General features: G+C 65.6%; 17 protein-coding genes. 13 read left to right on the forward strand and 4 right to left on the reverse strand.

Annotated elements, in window-relative coordinates:
- Window positions 1–4: 4 nt before the first annotated feature.
- Window positions 5–1,456 carry a SulP family inorganic anion transporter gene (locus QBK88_RS26700; RefSeq protein WP_277964402.1) on the reverse strand — a complete coding sequence of 484 codons (1,452 nt, stop codon included), beginning with the start codon at window positions 1,454–1,456 and terminating at the stop codon, window positions 5–7.
- Between the two features lie 245 nt (window positions 1,457–1,701).
- On the opposite strand from QBK88_RS26700, the gene QBK88_RS26705 reads away from it, so the two are divergent.
- From QBK88_RS26705 to QBK88_RS26725, 5 genes are all read left to right on the forward strand, one after another.
- Window positions 1,702–2,628 (forward strand): Gfo/Idh/MocA family protein, encoded by a 927-nt coding sequence (locus QBK88_RS26705; protein ID WP_277964403.1) that lies wholly within the window; start codon window positions 1,702–1,704, stop codon window positions 2,626–2,628.
- 32 nt (window positions 2,629–2,660) lie between these two features.
- Window positions 2,661–4,091, forward strand: a complete 1,431-nt coding sequence (locus tag QBK88_RS26710; RefSeq protein WP_277964404.1) for an NAD-dependent succinate-semialdehyde dehydrogenase — start codon at window positions 2,661–2,663, stop codon at window positions 4,089–4,091.
- Window positions 4,092–4,374: 283 nt separating this feature from the next.
- Entirely contained in the window at window positions 4,375–5,448 is a 1,074-nt protein-coding gene (locus tag QBK88_RS26715; protein WP_277964405.1) for an ABC transporter substrate-binding protein, read from the forward strand.
- Window positions 5,435–6,433: an ABC transporter permease subunit gene (locus QBK88_RS26720; RefSeq protein ID WP_277964406.1), complete on the forward strand. Its 999-nt coding sequence runs from the start codon at window positions 5,435–5,437 to the stop codon at window positions 6,431–6,433. The genes QBK88_RS26715 and QBK88_RS26720 overlap by 14 nt, the downstream gene beginning before the upstream one ends.
- Window positions 6,427–7,206, forward strand: a complete 780-nt coding sequence (locus tag QBK88_RS26725; protein ID WP_277964407.1) for an ABC transporter ATP-binding protein — start codon at window positions 6,427–6,429, stop codon at window positions 7,204–7,206. The genes QBK88_RS26720 and QBK88_RS26725 overlap by 7 nt, the downstream gene beginning before the upstream one ends.
- 200 nt (window positions 7,207–7,406) lie before the next feature.
- On the opposite strand, the gene QBK88_RS26730 is transcribed toward QBK88_RS26725, so the two are convergent.
- Window positions 7,407–7,757 (reverse strand): 4Fe-4S binding protein, encoded by a 351-nt coding sequence (locus QBK88_RS26730; protein ID WP_277964408.1) that lies wholly within the window; start codon window positions 7,755–7,757, stop codon window positions 7,407–7,409.
- The gene (locus tag QBK88_RS26735) at window positions 7,757–9,331 is read right to left on the reverse strand and encodes an FAD-dependent oxidoreductase (RefSeq protein ID WP_277964409.1); all 1,575 of its coding nucleotides are present in this window, start codon (window positions 9,329–9,331) and stop codon (window positions 7,757–7,759) included. The genes QBK88_RS26730 and QBK88_RS26735 overlap by 1 nt, the downstream gene beginning before the upstream one ends.
- 280 nt (window positions 9,332–9,611) lie before the next feature.
- Here QBK88_RS26735 and QBK88_RS26740 point away from each other — a divergent pair, with 280 nt between their 5' ends.
- Window positions 9,612–10,454 (forward strand): aldo/keto reductase, encoded by an 843-nt coding sequence (locus tag QBK88_RS26740; RefSeq protein WP_277964410.1) that lies wholly within the window; start codon window positions 9,612–9,614, stop codon window positions 10,452–10,454.
- 38 nt (window positions 10,455–10,492) lie between these two features.
- Here QBK88_RS26740 and QBK88_RS26745 read toward each other — a convergent pair whose 3' ends face one another.
- Window positions 10,493–11,392 (reverse strand): LysR substrate-binding domain-containing protein, encoded by a 900-nt coding sequence (locus QBK88_RS26745; RefSeq protein WP_268142123.1) that lies wholly within the window; start codon window positions 11,390–11,392, stop codon window positions 10,493–10,495.
- A gap of 174 nt (window positions 11,393–11,566) precedes the next feature.
- Here QBK88_RS26745 and QBK88_RS26750 point away from each other — a divergent pair, with 174 nt between their 5' ends.
- From QBK88_RS26750 to QBK88_RS26780, 7 genes are all read left to right on the forward strand, one after another.
- Window positions 11,567–12,508, forward strand: coding sequence for a branched-chain amino acid ABC transporter permease (locus tag QBK88_RS26750; protein ID WP_277964411.1), 942 nt, complete (start codon window positions 11,567–11,569; stop codon window positions 12,506–12,508).
- On the forward strand, window positions 12,505–13,602 hold the full coding sequence (locus QBK88_RS26755; RefSeq protein WP_277964412.1) for an ABC transporter permease subunit: 1,098 nt from the start codon (window positions 12,505–12,507) through the stop codon (window positions 13,600–13,602). Before QBK88_RS26750 ends, QBK88_RS26755 begins: the two co-directional genes overlap by 4 nt.
- Window positions 13,599–14,372 (forward strand): ABC transporter ATP-binding protein, encoded by a 774-nt coding sequence (locus QBK88_RS26760; protein ID WP_277964413.1) that lies wholly within the window; start codon window positions 13,599–13,601, stop codon window positions 14,370–14,372. The genes QBK88_RS26755 and QBK88_RS26760 overlap by 4 nt, the downstream gene beginning before the upstream one ends.
- The gene (locus QBK88_RS26765) at window positions 14,365–15,081 is read left to right on the forward strand and encodes an ABC transporter ATP-binding protein (protein WP_277964414.1); all 717 of its coding nucleotides are present in this window, start codon (window positions 14,365–14,367) and stop codon (window positions 15,079–15,081) included. Before QBK88_RS26760 ends, QBK88_RS26765 begins: the two co-directional genes overlap by 8 nt.
- A 92-nt stretch (window positions 15,082–15,173) precedes the next feature.
- Complete coding sequence (locus tag QBK88_RS26770) at window positions 15,174–16,319, forward strand: branched-chain amino acid ABC transporter substrate-binding protein (RefSeq protein ID WP_277964415.1); 1,146 nt, start codon at window positions 15,174–15,176, stop codon at window positions 16,317–16,319.
- Between the two features lie 51 nt (window positions 16,320–16,370).
- A complete protein-coding gene (locus tag QBK88_RS26775; RefSeq protein WP_277964416.1) occupies window positions 16,371–16,862 on the forward strand; it encodes an L-2-amino-thiazoline-4-carboxylic acid hydrolase in 492 nt (163 codons plus the stop codon).
- Window positions 16,859–18,100, forward strand: a complete 1,242-nt coding sequence (locus QBK88_RS26780; RefSeq protein ID WP_277964417.1) for a Zn-dependent hydrolase — start codon at window positions 16,859–16,861, stop codon at window positions 18,098–18,100. Before QBK88_RS26775 ends, QBK88_RS26780 begins: the two co-directional genes overlap by 4 nt.
- Window positions 18,101–18,176: the final 76 nt, after the last annotated feature.

An 18,176-nucleotide genomic window follows, 5' to 3' on the forward strand; every position in this document is an offset into this window, starting at 1 on the left:
GCGCTCAGTTCATGACCACCGCGGCACCGGCGCGCTGCAGCAGGCGCTGATTGCGCTCGGACAGCTGTTCCAGGGCAAAACCCTTGCCGGCCTTCTCATAACGCGACGCCAACGCCTCCAGCGCGGCAATGGCCGAATGATCGGCCAAATGCAGGTGCCGGCAGTCGACGATGACCTCGTGCGGGTCGTTGCGCGGGTCGAACAGCGCTTGAAAGTGCGTGGTCGAGGCAAAGAACAGCGTGCCGTGCGGTGTGTAACGCTTGCGCCCAGGCTGGCTGTCATCGGCGTCGGCGCGGATTTCCCGGGCGTGCTGCCAGGCGAACGCCAGCGCGGCAATGAGAATGCCGCACAGCACAGCGGTGGCAAGGTCAGTGAACACGGTGATGACCGTGACCGCGACGATCACCACGGCATCCTGGCGCGGCACCTTGCCCAGCACCCGCAACGAACCCCAGGCGAAGGTCTGCTGGGCGACCACGAACATCACCCCGGCCAGGGCGGCCAAGGGGATGCGCTCGATCAGCGGCGACAGGAACAGAATGAACAGCAGCACCATGATGCCGCTGACCACCCCGGACAGGCGCCCGCGGCCCCCGGAACTGAGGTTGATCACGGTCTGGCCGATCATGGCACAGCCGCCCATGCCGCCGAACAGCCCCGACGCCACGTTGGCCACGCCCAGGGCCACGCACTCGCGGTTGGGTTGGCCACGGGTTTCGGTCAGTTCATCGGTGAGGTTGAACGTCAGCAGGGTTTCCAGCAGCCCGACCATGGCCATCAGTACGGCGTACGGGGCGATGATCTTCAGCGTCTCCAGGGTCATCGGCACGCTGGGCCAGTGCAGGCTGGGCAGGCCGCCGGCGATGTGCGCCATGTCACTGAGGGTGCGCGTGGGCAGGCCCAGTGCGTACACCAGCAGGCTGACGCCGACGATGGCGACCAGGGCCGGTGGCACGGCGCGGGTCAGGCGCGGCAGCAGGTACACCACCCCCATGGTCAATGCCACCAGGCCCAGCATCACCGCCAGTGGCGTACCACCGAGCCATGCGTCGCCCACCTTGAAATGCTCCAGTTGCGACAAGGCGATGATGATCGCCAGGCCGTTGACGAAACCCAGCATCACCGGGTGGGGCACCATGCGCACCAGCTTGCCCAGGCGCAACAGGCCGAACAGCACCATGATCAGCCCGCCCAGCACCACGGTCGCCAGCAGGTACTGCGCACCGTGCTGCACCACCAGCGCGACGATCACCACCGCCATGGACCCGGCCGCGCCGGAAATCATCGCTGGGCGGCCGCCAAACAGGGCGGTCAAGGTACAGATGATGAAGGCGCCGTACAGCCCCATCAGCGGGTTGACCTGGGCCACCAGGGCAAAGGCAATGCACTCCGGTACCAGGGCGAAGGACGACGTCAGGCCGGCCAGGACATTGTTGCGGATCGAAGACAGCGACATGGGGTTCCTTGCGTAAACAGCCACCCCGCACAGCACGCCGGTGCGCCTTGGCCCTTGCGGGGCGCGTGCGGCCGGGCCATTCGGGTTGTTTGAATAGGAGAGGCGCACAGTTTAAGAAATATGGACCGTTTCGACCACTCGTTTTGACCATCGGCAGTTGTCGTACCACCCCGGCAATCGTATAGACTCGGCAACTGCTGCCTTCCTGCCCCATAAGAACAATCCTCTGCAACAGGAGTCGCACCATGGAGCACCTTTCGCTGGGCCTCGTCGGCTACGGCAAGATCGCCCAGGACCAGCACGTGCCGGCCATCCTCGGCAACCCCGCGTACCAGTTGCGCGCGGTGGCCACCCTGGGCCAGCCTTGCGCGGGCGTGGCCAATCATTCCAGCCTGCAGGCGTTGCTCGCCGAAGGTCCGGCGGTGGACGCCGTGGCCTTCTGCACGCCGCCCCAGGGCCGTCACGCGCAGGTGCGCCAGGCCCTGCTGGCCGGCAAGCATGTGCTGGTGGAGAAGCCGCCCTGTGCCAGCCTTGGCGAGGCCATGGACCTGGTGGAGCTGGCCCGTGTGCAAGGGGTGACTTGCCTGTTCGCCTGGCACTCACGCTTTGCGCCCGCCGTTGAGCCGGCGCGCCAATGGCTGCGCGGGCGAACCCTGCGCAGCGTGTCCATTACCTGGAAGGAGGATGTGCGCAAATGGCACCCCGGCCAGGCCTGGATCTGGCAGGCGGGCGGGCAAGGGGTATTCGACCCGGGTATCAATGCCTTGTCGATCGTCACCGCCTTGCTCCCCGAGCCCCTGTTCATCACCGCCGCCGAGCTGGCGGTACCGGCCAACCACCAGGCCCCGATCGCGGCGCGCCTGGAAATGGCCGACGCCCATGGCTTGGCGGTGAGTGCGGAATTCGACTGGGATCATTCTGAACCCGACATCTGGCGCGTGGTCATTGTTACCGAGGACGGCGAGCTGCGCCTGGAGAAAGGCGGCGCTGCGCTGTTCATCGACGACATTGCACAGCCACTGCCTGCCGAGGCAGAGTATCCGTCGCTGTACCGGCATTTCCGGCATTTGATCGCCACCGGGGCCAGCGATGCCGACCTGCAACCACTTCGGCTGGTGGCAGACGCTTTCATGGCGGGCAGCCGTACTCAGGCGCCCGTCTTCGTGGATTGACACCTACCACTCTCATCGACCGAGGGATTCCCATGTACCCTAACGTGCAGCTCTATATCAATGGCCAATGGCGCGATGCCGCCGACGGGCGCAGCATCGCGGTGGTCAACCCCGCCAACGGTGAAACCCTGGGCAGCGTGGCCCACGCCGACATCGCCGACCTGGACCAGGCCCTGGCGGCCGCGCAGCAGGGCTTCGAGACCTGGCGCAAGGTGAGCGCCTTCGACCGCTACAAGATCATGCGCAAGGCCGGCGAGCTGATGCGCGAGCGCGCCGACCACATCGCCCGGCTGATGACCCTGGAGCAGGGCAAGCCTCTGGCCGAGGCGCGTGCCGAAACCCTGGCCGCCGCCGACATCATCGACTGGCTGGCCGAAGAAGGCCGTCGCAGCTATGGCCGCATCGTCCCGTCCCGTGCCCAGGGCATCGAACAACGGGTCATCAGTGAGCCGGTCGGGCCGGTGGCGGCGTTCACGCCGTGGAACTTCCCTATCAACCAGGTGGTGCGCAAACTCAGCTCGGCCCTGGCCGCCGGTTGCTCGATCATCGTCAAGGCCCCGGAAGAAACCCCGGCGTCGCCTGCAGAACTGATCCGCGCCTTCGCCGACGCCGGCGTGCCGGCCGGGGTCATCGGCCTGGTATATGGTGTGCCCGCGGATATCTCCAATTACCTGATCCCGCACCCGGTGATCCGCAAGGTCACGTTCACCGGCTCCACCCCGGTGGGCAAGCAACTGGCGGCTATGGCCGGCCAGCACATGAAGCCGGCGACCATGGAGCTGGGTGGCCACGCCCCGGCGATCGTGTTTGCTGACGCCGACGTCGAAAAGGCCGTGCAGTTGCTGGCGGCCTCCAAGTTCCGCAATGCCGGGCAAGTGTGCGTGTCGCCCACGCGGTTTCTGGTGCAGCGTGAAGTGTTCGAGACGTTCCTCACGCGCTTCGTCGAGCTGGCGGGCAAGGTCAAGGTTGGCAACGGCCTGGAGGAGGGCGTGACCATGGGCCCACTGGCCAACGACCGCCGCGCCCCGGCCCTGCAGGCGCTGGTGGATGACGCCCGGGCCAAGGGCGCCACCGTGCACCTGGGCGGCGCGGCCATTGACGGGCCGGGGTACTTCTTCGCGCCGACCGTGATCAGCGGCCTGAACACCGGCATGCGGTTGATGAACGAAGAGCCGTTCGGTCCGGTGGCGCTGGTCGTGCCGTTCGATACCCTGGACGAGGTGATCGCCGAAGCCAACCGCTTGCCGTTCGGGCTGGCGTCCTATGCGTTCACGGCCTCGTCGAAGACCGCGCAGGCGTTGAGCGATCGGGTCGAGGCCGGAATGTTGTCGATCAATCACATGGGCATTGGCCTGCCGGAAACGCCGTTTGGCGGGATCAAGGATTCCGGCCATGGGTCGGAAGGCGGGACTGAGGCCATCCAGGCGTACCTGGTGACCAAGCTGGTAACGCATTTGGGGTGAGGCTGCTGGGCTTCCGGTTATATGGCGTGCCGCTTTCATTGTTCCTGAGGTCGAGCGCCGCTTGCGCGGCGCTCGATTTCGAGCCCCCCGGAAAGCACACGCCATGCGCCCCGGTTCCACCCACCTTTACGCATATTACCTTATGCATTAAATGAATTTAGCCTATAACCCGCCAGGTGGTAAGGTTCTAAGAAGGTCGCCAGACCGATCAAAACCTTATTAGCCACCCTCGGCGACCGTACGCGCGGACCCGAACCCACCCTCGCTCAGGAGAGGTTCGACGATGCGCCCTCAACCCCCGTTCAATACCCTGTCTCGCCGCCGTCTGCTCGGCCTGGGCGCCGTCGCGCTCGCCAGTCCGCTGTTGCTGTCGTGGCCCGGCCGCGTCTGGGCAGATGAACATGACCACATGCAAATGGGCACGGAACCCCAGGGTACCGGCGATTTCATCAAGCTTGACGCGCCGCGCAAGCTCAAATTGGCCATCAACCTCAATGCCGTCTGCCTGGCCCCGGTGGTTATTGCCCATGGCGAAGGGTTCTTCACCCAACACAACCTGGACGTGGAGTTCGTCAATTTCGGCAACTCCACCGAGGTGCTGCTCGAAGCCATCGCAACCGGCAAGGCCGACGCGGGTATCGGCATGGCATTGCGCTGGCTCAAGGCGCTGGAGCAGGGCTTCGACGTCAAGCTTACCGCCGGTACCCATGGCGGCTGCCTGCGCCTGCTCAGCGCTACCAACGGCCCCATCACCCGCCTGGAAGACCTCAAGGGCAAAGCCATTGGCGTGACCGACATGGCGGCGCCCGACCGCAACTTTTTCTCCATCCTGCTCAAGAAGCACGGGGTCGACCCGGTGCGCGACGTGGAATGGAAGCTGTTTCCCGCCGACCTGCTGGGCACGGCCCTGGACAAGGGCGAAGTGCAGGCCATCAGTGGCAGCGACCCGTTCATGTACCGCCTGATCAAGGGGGGGCAGGCGCGCGAACTGTCCACCAACCTGGTGGACGAATACGCCAACCTGTCGTGCTGTGTGGTCGGCGTGACCGGCAAGCTGGTGCGCGATGATCGGCGTGTCGCCGCGGCCCTGACCCAAGCCATTCTGGAAGCTCACGACTATGCCGTGCAGCACCCGGAAGCGGTGGCCAAGGGTTTCCAGAAGTTCGCCATCAACACCAGCGAGGCCGAAGTGCAGGCCATTCTCCACGACCATACCCACGGCCACCATGCCGTAGGCGCGGCGCTGGCCACGGAGATCGTCACCTACGTGGACGACCTGAAGACGGTGGAGGTGTTCGATGCCAGCACCAACGCCGGCGAGTTCGCCAAGGAGATCACCGCCGATGTCTTCAGTTGAGTTGACCCGTGCGGGCCCCCCGGTAGCCCTTGAGCGGCCACGGATCGGCTGGCGATCGGCCGCGGCAGTACTGGCGTGGCTGGCCGCGGCGCTGGTGACCCGACTGTACCCGGACGCTACCCGTCATTGGCCGTTGACCGAGGGGCTGGCCAACCTCGAACTGGCGCTGGCTGTGGTGATTGGCGCGTTGGCGCTAGTAGCACCACGCGCGCCCAGGCTGGCCCGTCGGTTGCGCCACCTGGCGCCGTGGCTGGTGGCGCTGGCGTTGCTGCTGGGCGCCTGGGAACTGCTGACCGCCAAGCTGGGCGTGTTGCCGGTGCCGTTTTTCGCGCCGCCCCAGGCCTTGCTCAATGTCTACCTCAGCGACTGGCCACGCCTGCTCGACAGCCTCTGGCACTCGGCGGTGCTGTTGGGCTTTGGAGTTGGCCTAGGGGCGTTGTTCGGCTTCATCGCCGGGGTGTCTATCGGCTGGTCCGCGAGTATCGGTTACTGGTTGCACCCGGTGTTGCGCATCCTCGGCCCGGTACCGTCCACGGCCCTGTTGCCGCTGTGTTTTTTCCTGTTTCCGAGCAGTTGGAGTGCCAGCGTCTTTCTGATTGCCCTGGCCACCTGGTTCCCGGTCACCGTGTTGACGTGGTCGGGGGTGGCCAGCGTCGACAAGGCTTACTACGACGTGGCGCGCACCCTGGGGGCGAAACCTTCGTTCCTGATTTTTCGCGTGGCGATTCCGGCGGCCTTGCCCCATGTGTTCGTCGGCTTGTTCATGGGCCTGGGCGCCTCGTTCTCGACCCTGGTGGTGGCCGAGATGATGGGCGTCAAGTCGGGCATCGGCTGGTACCTGCAATGGGCCCAGGGGTGGGCGGCCTACGCCAACATGTATGCCGCGCTGCTGGTGATGGCGCTGGCCTGTTCGGGGCTGATCTCGGCCCTTTTCCTGGTACGTGACCGGCTGTTGGCCTGGCAGAAAGGAGCGGTGAAATGGTAGCGCTGCAGAAACCCGCAAACCCGGGGCTGGCCGTGCATATCGAAGGGCTCAGCCATGCGTTTCACCTTGACGGCGAACCGCTGCCGGTGCTCGACAATGTCAGCCTGGACGTGGCCCCCGGCGAATTCGTCGCGTTGCTGGGGCCTTCTGGCTGCGGCAAGTCGACCCTGCTGCGCCTGGTGGCCGGGCTGGAGCCGGCTGACCGGGGAACGCTGGAGGGAGACGGTGACGCCATCACCGGCCCGGACCCGAGCCGTGTAGTGGTGTTCCAGGACCCCACGCTCTACCCCTGGCGGCGGGTGTGGGACAACGTCGCCGTGGGCCTGCAGGCCCAGGGGCTGCTCAAGACCCAACGGGGGCGTGTGGATGCGGCCTTGGCGAAGGTGCACCTGAGCGAATTTGCCCGGGCCTGGCCGCGCCAGTTGTCCGGCGGCATGGCGCAACGGGTCGCCCTGGCCCGGGCGCTGGTCAACGAACCCCGTTTGCTGATTCTCGACGAGCCGCTGGGCAAGCTCGATTCGCTGACCCGCATCGCCATGCAGAAAGAGTTGATCGAACTATGGCAGCGCCAGGCCTACACCGCGCTGCTGGTCACCCACGACGTGGAGGAGGCGTTGTTGTTGGCCAACCGTATCATCGTGTTCAGCGAACGGCCGGCGCGGGTCAAATCCGAGATCCAGGTGGAGCGCCCGTATCCACGGCGTCGGGATGACCCTTATCTGGTAGAGCTGCGCACCCGCATCCTGGCCTCGTTGGGCCTGGCCGACGCCTGATGCGATCCCGGTCCTGCAACGTTACCGGGTAGCAGCGGACCTGCGGCATGCCTTTAACTGCGCGCCGTTCGTGACGCAGCCTGGTGGCAACCCTGTGGGACCGGGCGCAAGCTCGGGAAGCAGACAACGCGATCGATCTGGCGGGTCCCTTCCCGAGCTTCGCCTGGTCCCACAGGGTTGCGGTGGCCCCGTCGGGGCGGTCAGCCCCCGGCCCGCGTGCGCGCCAGGGCAAACACCCCATCCATGCGCCAGTGTTCATTCTGGTGCGCGGGATTGCCTGCCCATTCACCCCAGCCCGAATCTCGCCGGTATTGGCCCAGCAACCCGCTGGCAGCGATCTGCGCGGGGTCCGGGTGGTGCAGGCGTTCGGGGTCGGGATCAACGTACAAGGCGTCCTCGGGGCAATACAGCTCGCACATGAAGCACGTCTGGCAAGCCTGGGGGGCGCTGATCTGCGGCGCGTTGCCGGTGAAGGTCAGCACGTTGGTGGGGCAGACGCTGGCGCATTGGCCGCAGCCGCTGCAGCGGTCGTTGAAGATCAGTTCAAGCATCAGGCGTGTGCCTCCAGCGGGGCAAAGGCGTCCAGGCGTGTCCAGGGTTGGTCGAGGCCGCCGGTTCGCAGGTGGCCATCGAAGGCCGGGGATTGCGCAGGGGTGTCGCTGCGTTGGTGCATGCCACGGCTTTCCCGCCGTGCCGCCGCCGCGCCGTAGCACCAGCGCGCCGTGGCGGCCATGGCGACGATCTCCCGCGCGCGCAGGGGGTTGTCGTCGGCGCCGGGGCCTTGCTGCACCTGGTCCCATACGTTGTCCAGTGCACGCAATGAGCGCTCCAGTTGGCTGCCACGACGAAACAGGTTGCGGTCAAGCGGGTGAACCTCGGCCTGGATACGGGCGAGCAGGGCGCTGCTGTCCTGGCCGCGGCCCTGGCCCAGCCCAAGGCCGTTGAAGCCCTGCAGGGGGCCTTGTGGCGTGCCGGTGGCCAGGGCCTGGCGTGCGGCACCGCGCCCCGCCCATTGCCCTGAGGACAACGCCCACGCCGAGTTCTGCGCGCCGCCACCCGAAGTGGCCCCGGCGATGAGTTCTCGGCTGGCGGCATCGCCCGCGGCGAACAGGCCGGACAGGCCTGTCTGGCAGTCCGAGTCCACTACCCGCAGGCCACCGACACCGCGAATGGTGCCTTCCGGATGCAGGGTCACCTCGAACCGCTGGCGATAGGGGTCGATCCCCCGGCGGTCGAACGGCAGCATCAGGTTGGGCTGGATACTGGGCAGGCGCTCACGCAAATCCGTGGGCACGGCGCCCAATTGACAGAAAACCGGCCCACGCAGCAATGCGCGGCCCAGCGCATCGGTGAAGCCAGGGCCTTGCGGCAGGTCCACGGGCCGGCCGGCACTGTCGGTGTATTCGCCGAAGCCATAAACCATGGAACGAGTCATGGTGCTATGGGCCGCAGCGATGCAGTAGTAGTTGGAGAACTCCATGCCCGACAGTTCGGCGCCCGCTTCGGCCGCCATCAGGTAGCCGTCACCGGTGTTGGTGTGGCAGCCCAGCAACCGTGACAGAAAGGCGCAGCCGCCGGTGGCCAGCACCACGGCGCCGGCCCGTACCTGCCACTGGCCGCCAGCCTGGCGCCGCCAGCCACGGGCCCCTGCCAGCCCCCCGTGGTCGTCGCGCAACAGCTCCAGGGCCGGGCAGTGGTCCAGAATCGTCACCCCGCTGTCCAGCACCCGGCTACGCAGTGCGCGCATGTATTCAGGGCCACGCAGGCCTCGGTACTGGGTCACACCTTTCTCGTCGCGGGGGAAATCATAATAGCCGGCCAAGCCCGGCAGGCTCGTCCAGGTGGTATCGATGATACGTGCCATCCAGTGCCGGTCAGCCAGGCCGAAGGCTGTGCCCAGGCGCTTGTCGATGGCTGCTTCGCGAGCACCTGGCACAGGGGGCACCCACCAATGGCCGGGCCCGGCCGTGGCGGTGACACCACTGGTGCCGCAGTAACCCTTGTCCACCAGCACCACCCGTGCACCTTCGCGGGCGGCGCCGATGGCCGACCAGGTACCGGCCAGGCCGCCGCCGATGATCAGCACATCGGCGGTCAGCGTCAGCGTTGGGGTGTTTTTTCTCACGGCGGGTTTCCTTGTTTCCCGTAGGGGTGGGCGCACGCTATAGCGTTCAGGGACAGGAAGGGAAATGTCGGTTAGTTATATGAATATATTGCATATAAAAAGTATTTTATAATGCTTGTGGTTATTCTATTTTCGCCGCGCATCGATCCTTCGCGCTGTGCGGCGCGTTGGACGGGTCCGGCTTTGCATGAAACTCCGTCGGCCTGCGCGGGTCAGTCTTTTCATACCGACCTGAAACCGGTTTCAATGTAGCTTTACTCGCCCGTCAAGGAGACTTGCAATGCCTGCCACTGTTCCCTCCATTACCCTCAACGATGGCCATACACTGCCAGCCGTGGGTTTCGGCACCTACCGGCTCAATGGCCGGGAGGGTGTCGAAGCCATCGTCAACGCCACCGCCAGCGGGTACCGCCTGCTCGACGGCGCGGTGAATTACGAGAACGAAGGCGCCGTGGGTGAAGCCGTGCGCCGCAGCGGGGTGGCCCGCCAGGACCTGCGCATCGCCTCCAAGCTGCCCGGCCGCCACCAGGCGTACGATGACGCGCTGGTGAGTATCGAGGAGTCACTGTTTCGCACCCGGCTGGACTACTTCGACCTGTACCTGATCCACTGGCCCAACCCCAGCAAAGGCCTTTACGTGGAAGCCTGGCGGGCGCTGATCGAGGCCCAGCGGCGTGGCCAGGTGAAGTCCATCGGGGTGTGCAACTTCCTGCCGGACCATCTGCAGCACATCATCGACGCCACGGGCGTCACGCCTGCCGTCAACCAGATCGAATTGCACCCCTACTTTCCTCAGCATGAGCAGTTGGCCTGGCACCGTGAGCACGGCATCGCCACTCAATCCTGGAGCCCGCTGGGGCGCGCCAACCATTTGCTCAAGGACCCGGCGCTGCAGGGTATCGCCCAGCGGTTGGGCAAAACCCTGGTGCAAGTGATCCTGCGCTGGCACCATCAACTGGGCACCATCGCTTTGCCCAAGGCGGCGTCGGTGCAGCGTCAGCGGGAGAACCTGGCCATCTTCGATTTCGAGCTCAGTGCCGAGGACATGGCGCTCATCGCCACCTTGGCGACGCCCGACGGGCGTACGTTCGACCAGGACCCGGCGCACTACGAAGAGTACTGACTGGCCCTGGAGGGGCCGCAGCAGGTGTCATGGAGACATCAAGGGGCCGCGAGGCTGCGCTTGATCCAGTTGTACAGGTTCAGCCCATCGGCGGACAGCTCGGTGGCTGAACGCCGGCACAGGAAATACGCTCGCCCATCATCGATCTGCAGCGGCGACAGCCGTACCAGGTCGCCGCTGGCCACCAGGGGCGCCACCAGGGGCGGGCGCAGCAGCGCGCACCCCAGCCCGGTCAGGGTGGCGGTCAGTGCCAGTTGGCCATCCTCGAACAGCAGCCCGTTGAGGGCCGCCGCGTGCTTGACCTCGGCGGCCTGGAACCACTGGGCCCAGGTGCCGCGCTCTTCATCATGCAGCAGTGGCAAGTCGGCCAGCGCCTGCTCGTCCTCGAACGGCCCGTGCTCGGCGCCGAAGGCTCGGCTGCAGTAGGGGCTCACCGCACCGCTGAGCAGCAGTTCACTGTGGTAGCCCGGCCAGTGCCCGGTACCGAAGCGAATCGAGAGGTCTGCCGCGTCGCTGGGATAACTGCGGTGGTTGGCGTAGGTGACGTTGATGTCCAGCCCGGGGTTTTCCTGCAGGAAGCTGCCCAGCCGGGGAATGAACAGGTTGAAGCCGAACATGGGGATCAGGCTGATGGTGACCTGGCGCGTGGCGGATTTCTCCAGCACGTGCTCGGTGGCACTGCGCAGCACCGCGAACGCGGAGCGAATGGCGCGGTAATACTCGCGGCCTTCTTCGGTGAGCACCAGGTTGCGGCCCTGGCGCAAGGTCAGTGGCTGCTGCAGGAACGTTTCCAGCAGGCGCAACTGGTGGCTCACCGCCGAAGCGGAGATCCCCAGTTCCCTGGCAGCGGCGTTGACGCCGCCATGCCGGGCAAAGGCTTCGAAGGTGCGCACGGCACGCAAGGGAGGATCGTTGGGTAACTGTTCTAAATTATTCATGTATTGAATTTAGCATGGGTGTTGTAGCGACTGAAACCCCCGTTTTTATTCAATTGTTGAAGTTAAAGTAGACCATTTTCGATTGGAATAAGCATATAAACTTCTGATAGTTGATAAAAACAGAATAGATAATTACCGTGCCGCCTTCTCGCTTCTCGGAATTGATCGATTCACATGGATACTTTCATCCAGCAAGTGCTCAATGGGCTCCTGCTCGGCAGTCTTTACGCGCTGATCGCCCTGGGCTACACCATGGTCTACGGCATCTTGCGCATCATCAACTTCGCCCACGGCGACCTGCTGATGGTCGGCGCGCTCGTGGGCCTGTCGGTGCTGCATGGGGTACAGGCCGCGTTCCCGCACTGCCCAGGGGTATTGATGCTGTTGGTGGCGACCCTGGTGGCCATGGCTGCCTGCGCCTTGTTGGCCATGCTGATCGAGCGGGTGGCTTACCGTCGGCTGCGCAACGCGCCGCGCCTGGCGCCGCTGATCAGTGGCATCGGCGTGTCCCTGCTGTTGCAGACCGTGGCCATGCTGGTGTGGTCGCGCAACCCGCTGATGTTTGCACAGCTGTTGCCCCTGGACCCGATCCAGGTCACGCCGGGGCCCACGGGCGCCATCACCAATGCCACAGCCCTGACCACCATCGCCGTGGCGTTGCTGGTGATGGCCGGCCTGTGGTTGCTGGTGGAGCACACCCGGTTGGGCCGTGCCATGCGCGCCGTGGCCGAGAACCCCCAGGTCGCCAGCCTGATGGGCATCAACCCCAACCGGGTCATCGTGCTGACGTTCGCCATCGGCGGTGCGCTGGCGGCGTTGGCCGGCATCATGATGGCCAGCAACTACGGCAGCGCCAATTTCTACATGGGTTTCCTGCCGGGCATCAAGGCCTTCACCGCCGCCGTGCTGGGCGGCATTGGCAACCTGCGTGGCGCGATGCTGGGCGGCATTCTGCTGGGGCTGATCGAAGCCTTGGGCACCGGTTACCTGGGCCAGGCCACCGGCGGCGTGTTCGGCAGCAACTACCAGGACGTGTTCGCCTTCGTGGTGTTGATCGCGGTGCTGGTGCTTCGGCCTTCGGGCCTTCTCGGTGAACGCCTGGCGAGTCGCGCATGAATCTTTCAACGACATTGACCCTGCCACGCGCCAAGGCCCGCCTGGGGGCGCTGCTGTTCGCCCTGGCGATTGTGCTGGCGCCCTGGCTGTTGGGCCAGGCGGGCGGCAACGCCTGGGTACGGACCCTGGATTTTGCCTTGCTGTACCTGATGCTGGCGCTGGGCCTGAACATCGTGGTGGGTTACGCGGGGCTACTGGACATGGGCTTCATCGCGTTTTACGCGGTGGGCGCTTACCTCACCGCGTTGCTGGCCTCGCCGCACCTGACCAGTCAGTTCGCCGTGCTGGCGGCGTGGTTCCCCCAGGGGCTGCATGTCAGCGTGTGGCTGATCGTACCCCTGGCGGCACTGCTGGCCGCCGGGTTCGGGCTGTTGCTGGGGGCGCCGACCTTGCGCCTGCGGGGTGACTACCTGGCCATCGTCACCCTGGGCTTCGGTGAAATCATCCGCATCTTCATGCGCAACCTGGACCGGCCGCTGAACATCACCAATGGCCCCAAAGGCATTGCCTCGGTGGACCCGGTCAGCCTGTTCGGCGTCAACCTGGCACGCACCCAGGACCTGTTCGGCCTGCGCGTGCCCTCGGTGTATCTCTATTACTACCTGTTCGCGGCATTGGCCCTGGTGATCGTGTTCGTCTGCGTGCGCCTGGAACACTCGCGCATCGGCCGCGCCTGGGTGGCGGTGCGCGAGGACGAACAGGCCGCCAGCGCCATGGGCCTGGATACCAAGCGGCTGAAGCTGCTGGCCTTCGCCATGGGCGCGGCCTTCGGGGGTGTCAGCGGGGCGATGTTCGCCTCGTTTCAGGGCTTTGTCTCGCCGGAATCATTCAGCCTCAATGAGTCCATCGTAGTACTGGCCATGGTGGTGCTCGGCGGCATGGGGCACATTCCCGGTGTCATCCTCGGCTGCCTGTTGCTGGCCGCCTTGCCGGAACTGCTGCGCGCCAGCCTTGGCCCGTTGCAGCAAAGCCTGTTTGGCCAGGTGCTGGTGGACCCGGAAATCATCCGGCAATTGATCTACGGCCTGGCGCTGATCCTGGCGATGCTGTATCGCCCGGCGGGCCTGTGGCCGGCTTCCCGAGGTGGCCAATGAGCACTCCCTTGTTGCAGATTGACCAGGTGCGCAAGCAGTTCGGCGGAGTCGCCGCGCTCAATGGCGTGAGCCTGACCATTGCCCCCGGGCATGTCCACGGCCTGATTGGCCCCAACGGCGCTGGCAAGACTACCTTCTTCAACGTGATGACCGGGCTGTACACCGCTGACAGCGGCCGCTTCATGCTCGATGGCCAGGCCTATGCACCGACAGCGGTGCACAAAGTGGCCCAGGCCGGCATTGCCCGTACGTTCCAGAACATCCGCCTGTTCAATTCGATGACAGTGCTGGAGAACGTCATGGTTGGCCGCCATGTGCGCACCCGCAACGGCGTGTGGGCGGCACTGAGCCGCCACCGCCGGGCCCGGGAAGAGGAACGCGAGACCGAAGCCGTGGCCCGGCACCTGCTGGACTATGTCGGTATTGGCCAGTGGGCTGACAGCCGCGCCGATGCTTTGTCCTACGGCCACCAGCGGCGCCTGGAAATTGCCCGGGCACTGGCCACCGAGCCACGCTTGCTGGCCCTGGATGAACCGGCTGCCGGCATGAATGCCACCGAGAAACAGCAGCTGCGCGGGCTATTGGAGAAGATTCGTGACGATGGCCGCACGGTGCTGTTGATCGAGCATGACGTGAAGTTGGTGATGGGCGTGTGCGACCGTATCAGTGTGCTCGACTACGGCACCCTGATCGCCGAAGGCTCGCCGCAGGACGTGCGCCGCCATCCCGCCGTGATCAAGGCTTACCTGGGGGGCGCTGCCCATGTCTGAAGCGTTGTTGCACATCAAGGGGCTGAAGGTGCGCTACGGCGCCATCGAAGCGGTGAAGGGCATCGACCTGCAGGTGCAGGCCGGGGAGCGCGTGACCCTGATCGGCGCCAATGGCGCTGGCAAGACGTCCACCCTCAAGGCCCTGGCAGGCTTGCTGCCGGCGGCAGCGGGGGAGATCCGCTTCGGCGGGCGCTCGATCGCCGGCACGGCGGCCCACCGGTTGCCTGGCCAGGGCATGGCCCTGGTGCCGGAGGGGCGGGGCATCTTCACCCGCATGAGCGTGCTGGAAAACCTGCAGGCCGGTGCCTACCTGCGCCGCGACCGCGAGCAGGTGGCCAGTGAAATGGACGGCTTGTTCGTCCACTTTCCGCGCCTGCGCGAGCGCCTGGCGCAGCCGGCGGGCCTGTTGTCCGGGGGCGAGCAGCAGATGCTGGCGCTGGCCCGCGCGCTGCTGTCCAGACCGCGCCTGCTGATTCTCGATGAACCGTCCATGGGCCTGGCACCGTTGATGGTGGAGAAAATTTTCGAGGTGATCGATAGCGTCTGCCAGGCCGGCATGACCCTGTTGCTGGTGGAGCAGAACGCCCGCCTGGCCTTGCAGGTCACCGACCGCGCGTACGTGATGGACAGTGGCCGTATCACCCTCGGCGGGCCGTCTGCGCAGTTGCTGGACGATGCGCAGATTCGCGCGGCGTACCTGGGTGAATGAATTGATTTGAACCCCGACGCCACCGGACCGCCGGCGTGTTCCCTCCTTGCAGTGTGGCTGGCAGCAGCCGCGATTTTTTACAGGAAATGACCATGAACAACTTTTTCAAACGTGCGGCCCTCGTGGGTTTGGCCCTCAGCAGCGTGGCCAGTGCCGTGGCCCAGGCCGACCAGGAAGTCCTGATCGGCCTGGCGGGCCCCTTGACCGGCCCGTCGGCCCGGATCGGCAAGGACCTGGAAAACGGCGCTCAACTGGCCATCAGCGACGCCAACGCCAAACACCCCACCCTGGGTGGCAAACCGGTGACCTTCAAGCTGGTCAGCGAAGACGACCAGTCCGACCCGCGCACCGCGGTGACTGTCGCCCAGCGCCTGGTGGACGCAGGGGTAGTCGGGGTGGTGGGGCACTGGAATACCGGCACCAGCATTCCGGCGGCGCGGGTGTACCATGACGCCGGTATCGCCCAGGTAGCACCGGTCGCCACCGGCCATGCCTACACCCAGCAGGGCTTCGACACCAGCTTCCGCATCATGGGCCACGACGATGACGGCGGCCAGGTCGCGGGGCAATACGCCCTGCAAACCCTCAAGGCCCAGCGCATCGCTGTCATCGACGACCGCACGGCATTCGGCCAGGGCCTGGCCGACCAGTTCATCAAGGCCGTGGACGCCCACGGCGGCAAGGTGGTGGCCCGTGAGTACGTGGACGACAAGACCATCGACTTCAGCGCCGTGCTTACCACGATTCGCGCGCAGAACCCGGACCTGATCTTCTTTGGCGGCGTCGACTCCCAGGCCGCGCCCTTGGCACGGCGCATCAAGCAGTTGGGCATCAAGGCTACCCTGATGGGGGCGGGTGGTTTCGTCAGCCAGACCTTCCTGCAACTGGCGCAGAACGATGGCGAGGGCGTGACTGCCCTGGAGCCAGGCCTGGCCGTGGCGCAGATGCCCGGCGGCAAGGCGTTCGAAGCCGCCTACCGCGCGCGCTTCAAGGCCCCCATCGAGCTGCACGCGCCATTTGCCTACGACGGCGTGGGCGTGCTGATCGCCGCCATCGAGAAGGCGGGTTCCACCGACCCGCAGCAGTACCTGCCGGTGCTGCGTGCCAGCAACTACGCGGGTGTGACCGGCACCATAGCCTTCGACGCCCAGGGCAACCTGAAAAACCCGTCGTTCACCGTGTACCAGGTCAAGGCCAACCAATGGCAGCCGGTCAGCGTGGCACACGGCGGGCAGTAATCATTTCATCACGGCGCGGGCAGCCCCCGCGCCTTCGCAGGAGACACGCGCATGAGCAGTCATGACGGTGAACTGGGCATTCTGGCCCGTCGGCGCATTGAAGCCGAAATCATCAAGCCCATCTACGAGATTCTCGTCCGGGAGCATGGCAAGGCCCACGCCGCGGCCGTGATTGGCGAGGCGGTGGGCAACGCCGCTATCGAGGCCGGGCGCAGCTTTGCCGCCAAGGAAGCCAAGGGCGCCGACTTGCAGAGCTTTGTCGAGCTGCAGGTGCTGTGGGAGAAGGATGACGCCCTCAAGGTCGAGGTGATCGCCAGTGACGCCCAGCACTATGACTACGACGTCAAACGCTGCCGTTACGCCGAGATGTACCACGAGATGGGCCTGGGCGAGATCGGCCACCTGTTGTCGTGCAACCGTGATGAATTGTTCATCGTCGGCTATAACCCCGATATTGAACTGACCCGTACCCAGACCATCATGGGTGGGGCGCCACGGTGTGATTTCCGCTACCGCGCCAAGCCCGAGGGCGGCCAGCCATGAGCCAGGCACCGCGGGTGAACGGCGAGCGCCTGTGGCAGACGCTGATGGACATGGCCCAGCATGGCGCCACGGCCAACGGCGGCGTGTCTCGCCTGGCCCTGAGTGAAGAAGACCGCCTGGGCCGTGAGCTGTTTGTACGCTGGGCGGAGGAGGCGGGGTGCCAGGTCCGTGTCGATGCCATGGGCAACATTTTCGCGCGCCGCGAAGGCCGCCACCCGCAATTGGCGCCGGTGGTCACTGGTTCCCACGGTGACTCGCAACCGGCGGGGGGCAAGTTCGACGGTATCTACGGCGTGCTGGCCGGCCTTGAGGTGGTGCGCAGCCTGAATGACCATGGTATTCAGACTGATCGGTCTATCGAGGTGGTCAACTGGACCAACGAAGAAGGTTCGCGCTTCGCCCCTGCCATGATCGCCTCAGGTGTCTATGCCGGGGTATTCGACCTGGAATACGGTTTGTCGCGGGTCGATGCCAATGGCGTCACGCTGGGCCAGGCACTGGCGCAGATCGGTTACGCTGGCGAGCACCCGTGCCAGGTGACGCCCATTCATGCCGCGTTTGAGTTGCACATCGAACAGGGTCCGATCCTGGAGGCTCAAGGCATCACCATCGGCGTGGTCACCGGTGCCCAGGGCCAGCGCTGGTATGAAGTGGAACTCACTGGCCGCAGCGCCCATGCCGGCACCACGCCGATGGACCATCGGCTGGACGCCTTGCTGGGCTTTGCTCGCGTGGTGGAGGCGGTCAACGGCCTGGGCCTGGCCCAGGGTGCGGAAGGGCGGGCCACGGTGGGCATGGCCAACGTCTACCCCAATTCGCGCAACGTGGTGCCGGGCAGGGTGTTCTTCAGCGTTGAGTTCCGTCATCCGGACGAAGCGGTACTGGCCGTCCTGGATGGACAGTTGCGCGAGGCCGTGCAAGGCATTGCCGAAGGTATCGGCTTGCGCTGGCAGGTAGAGCAGATTTTCCAGTATGCGCCGATTGCGTTCGATGCCGACTGCGTGGCCACCGTGCGCGCGGCCTGCGAGGAACTGGGCCTCAGCCACCGGTCGATGATCTCGGGGGCGGGGCACGATGCCTGCTACCTCAACCGCGTGGCGCCTACCGCGATGATCTTCGTACCCTGCGTGGATGGCCTCAGCCATAACGAAGCCGAGCACATCCATCCCCACTGGGCAACCGCGGGGGCAGAGGTATTGCTGCGGGCGATATTGGCCAAGAGCGGCGGGCAGAACTGATGCCGTAGCCCCGAGTGGCCGGGCGCTGAAAGGCCGGTGCCGTCTGCTTCCCGAGCTTCGCCCGGTCCCACAGAAG

The sequence above is a fragment of the Pseudomonas sp. RIT-To-2 genome (assembly GCF_029623465.1).
GTDB lineage: Bacteria > Pseudomonadota > Gammaproteobacteria > Pseudomonadales > Pseudomonadaceae > Aquipseudomonas > Aquipseudomonas silvicola.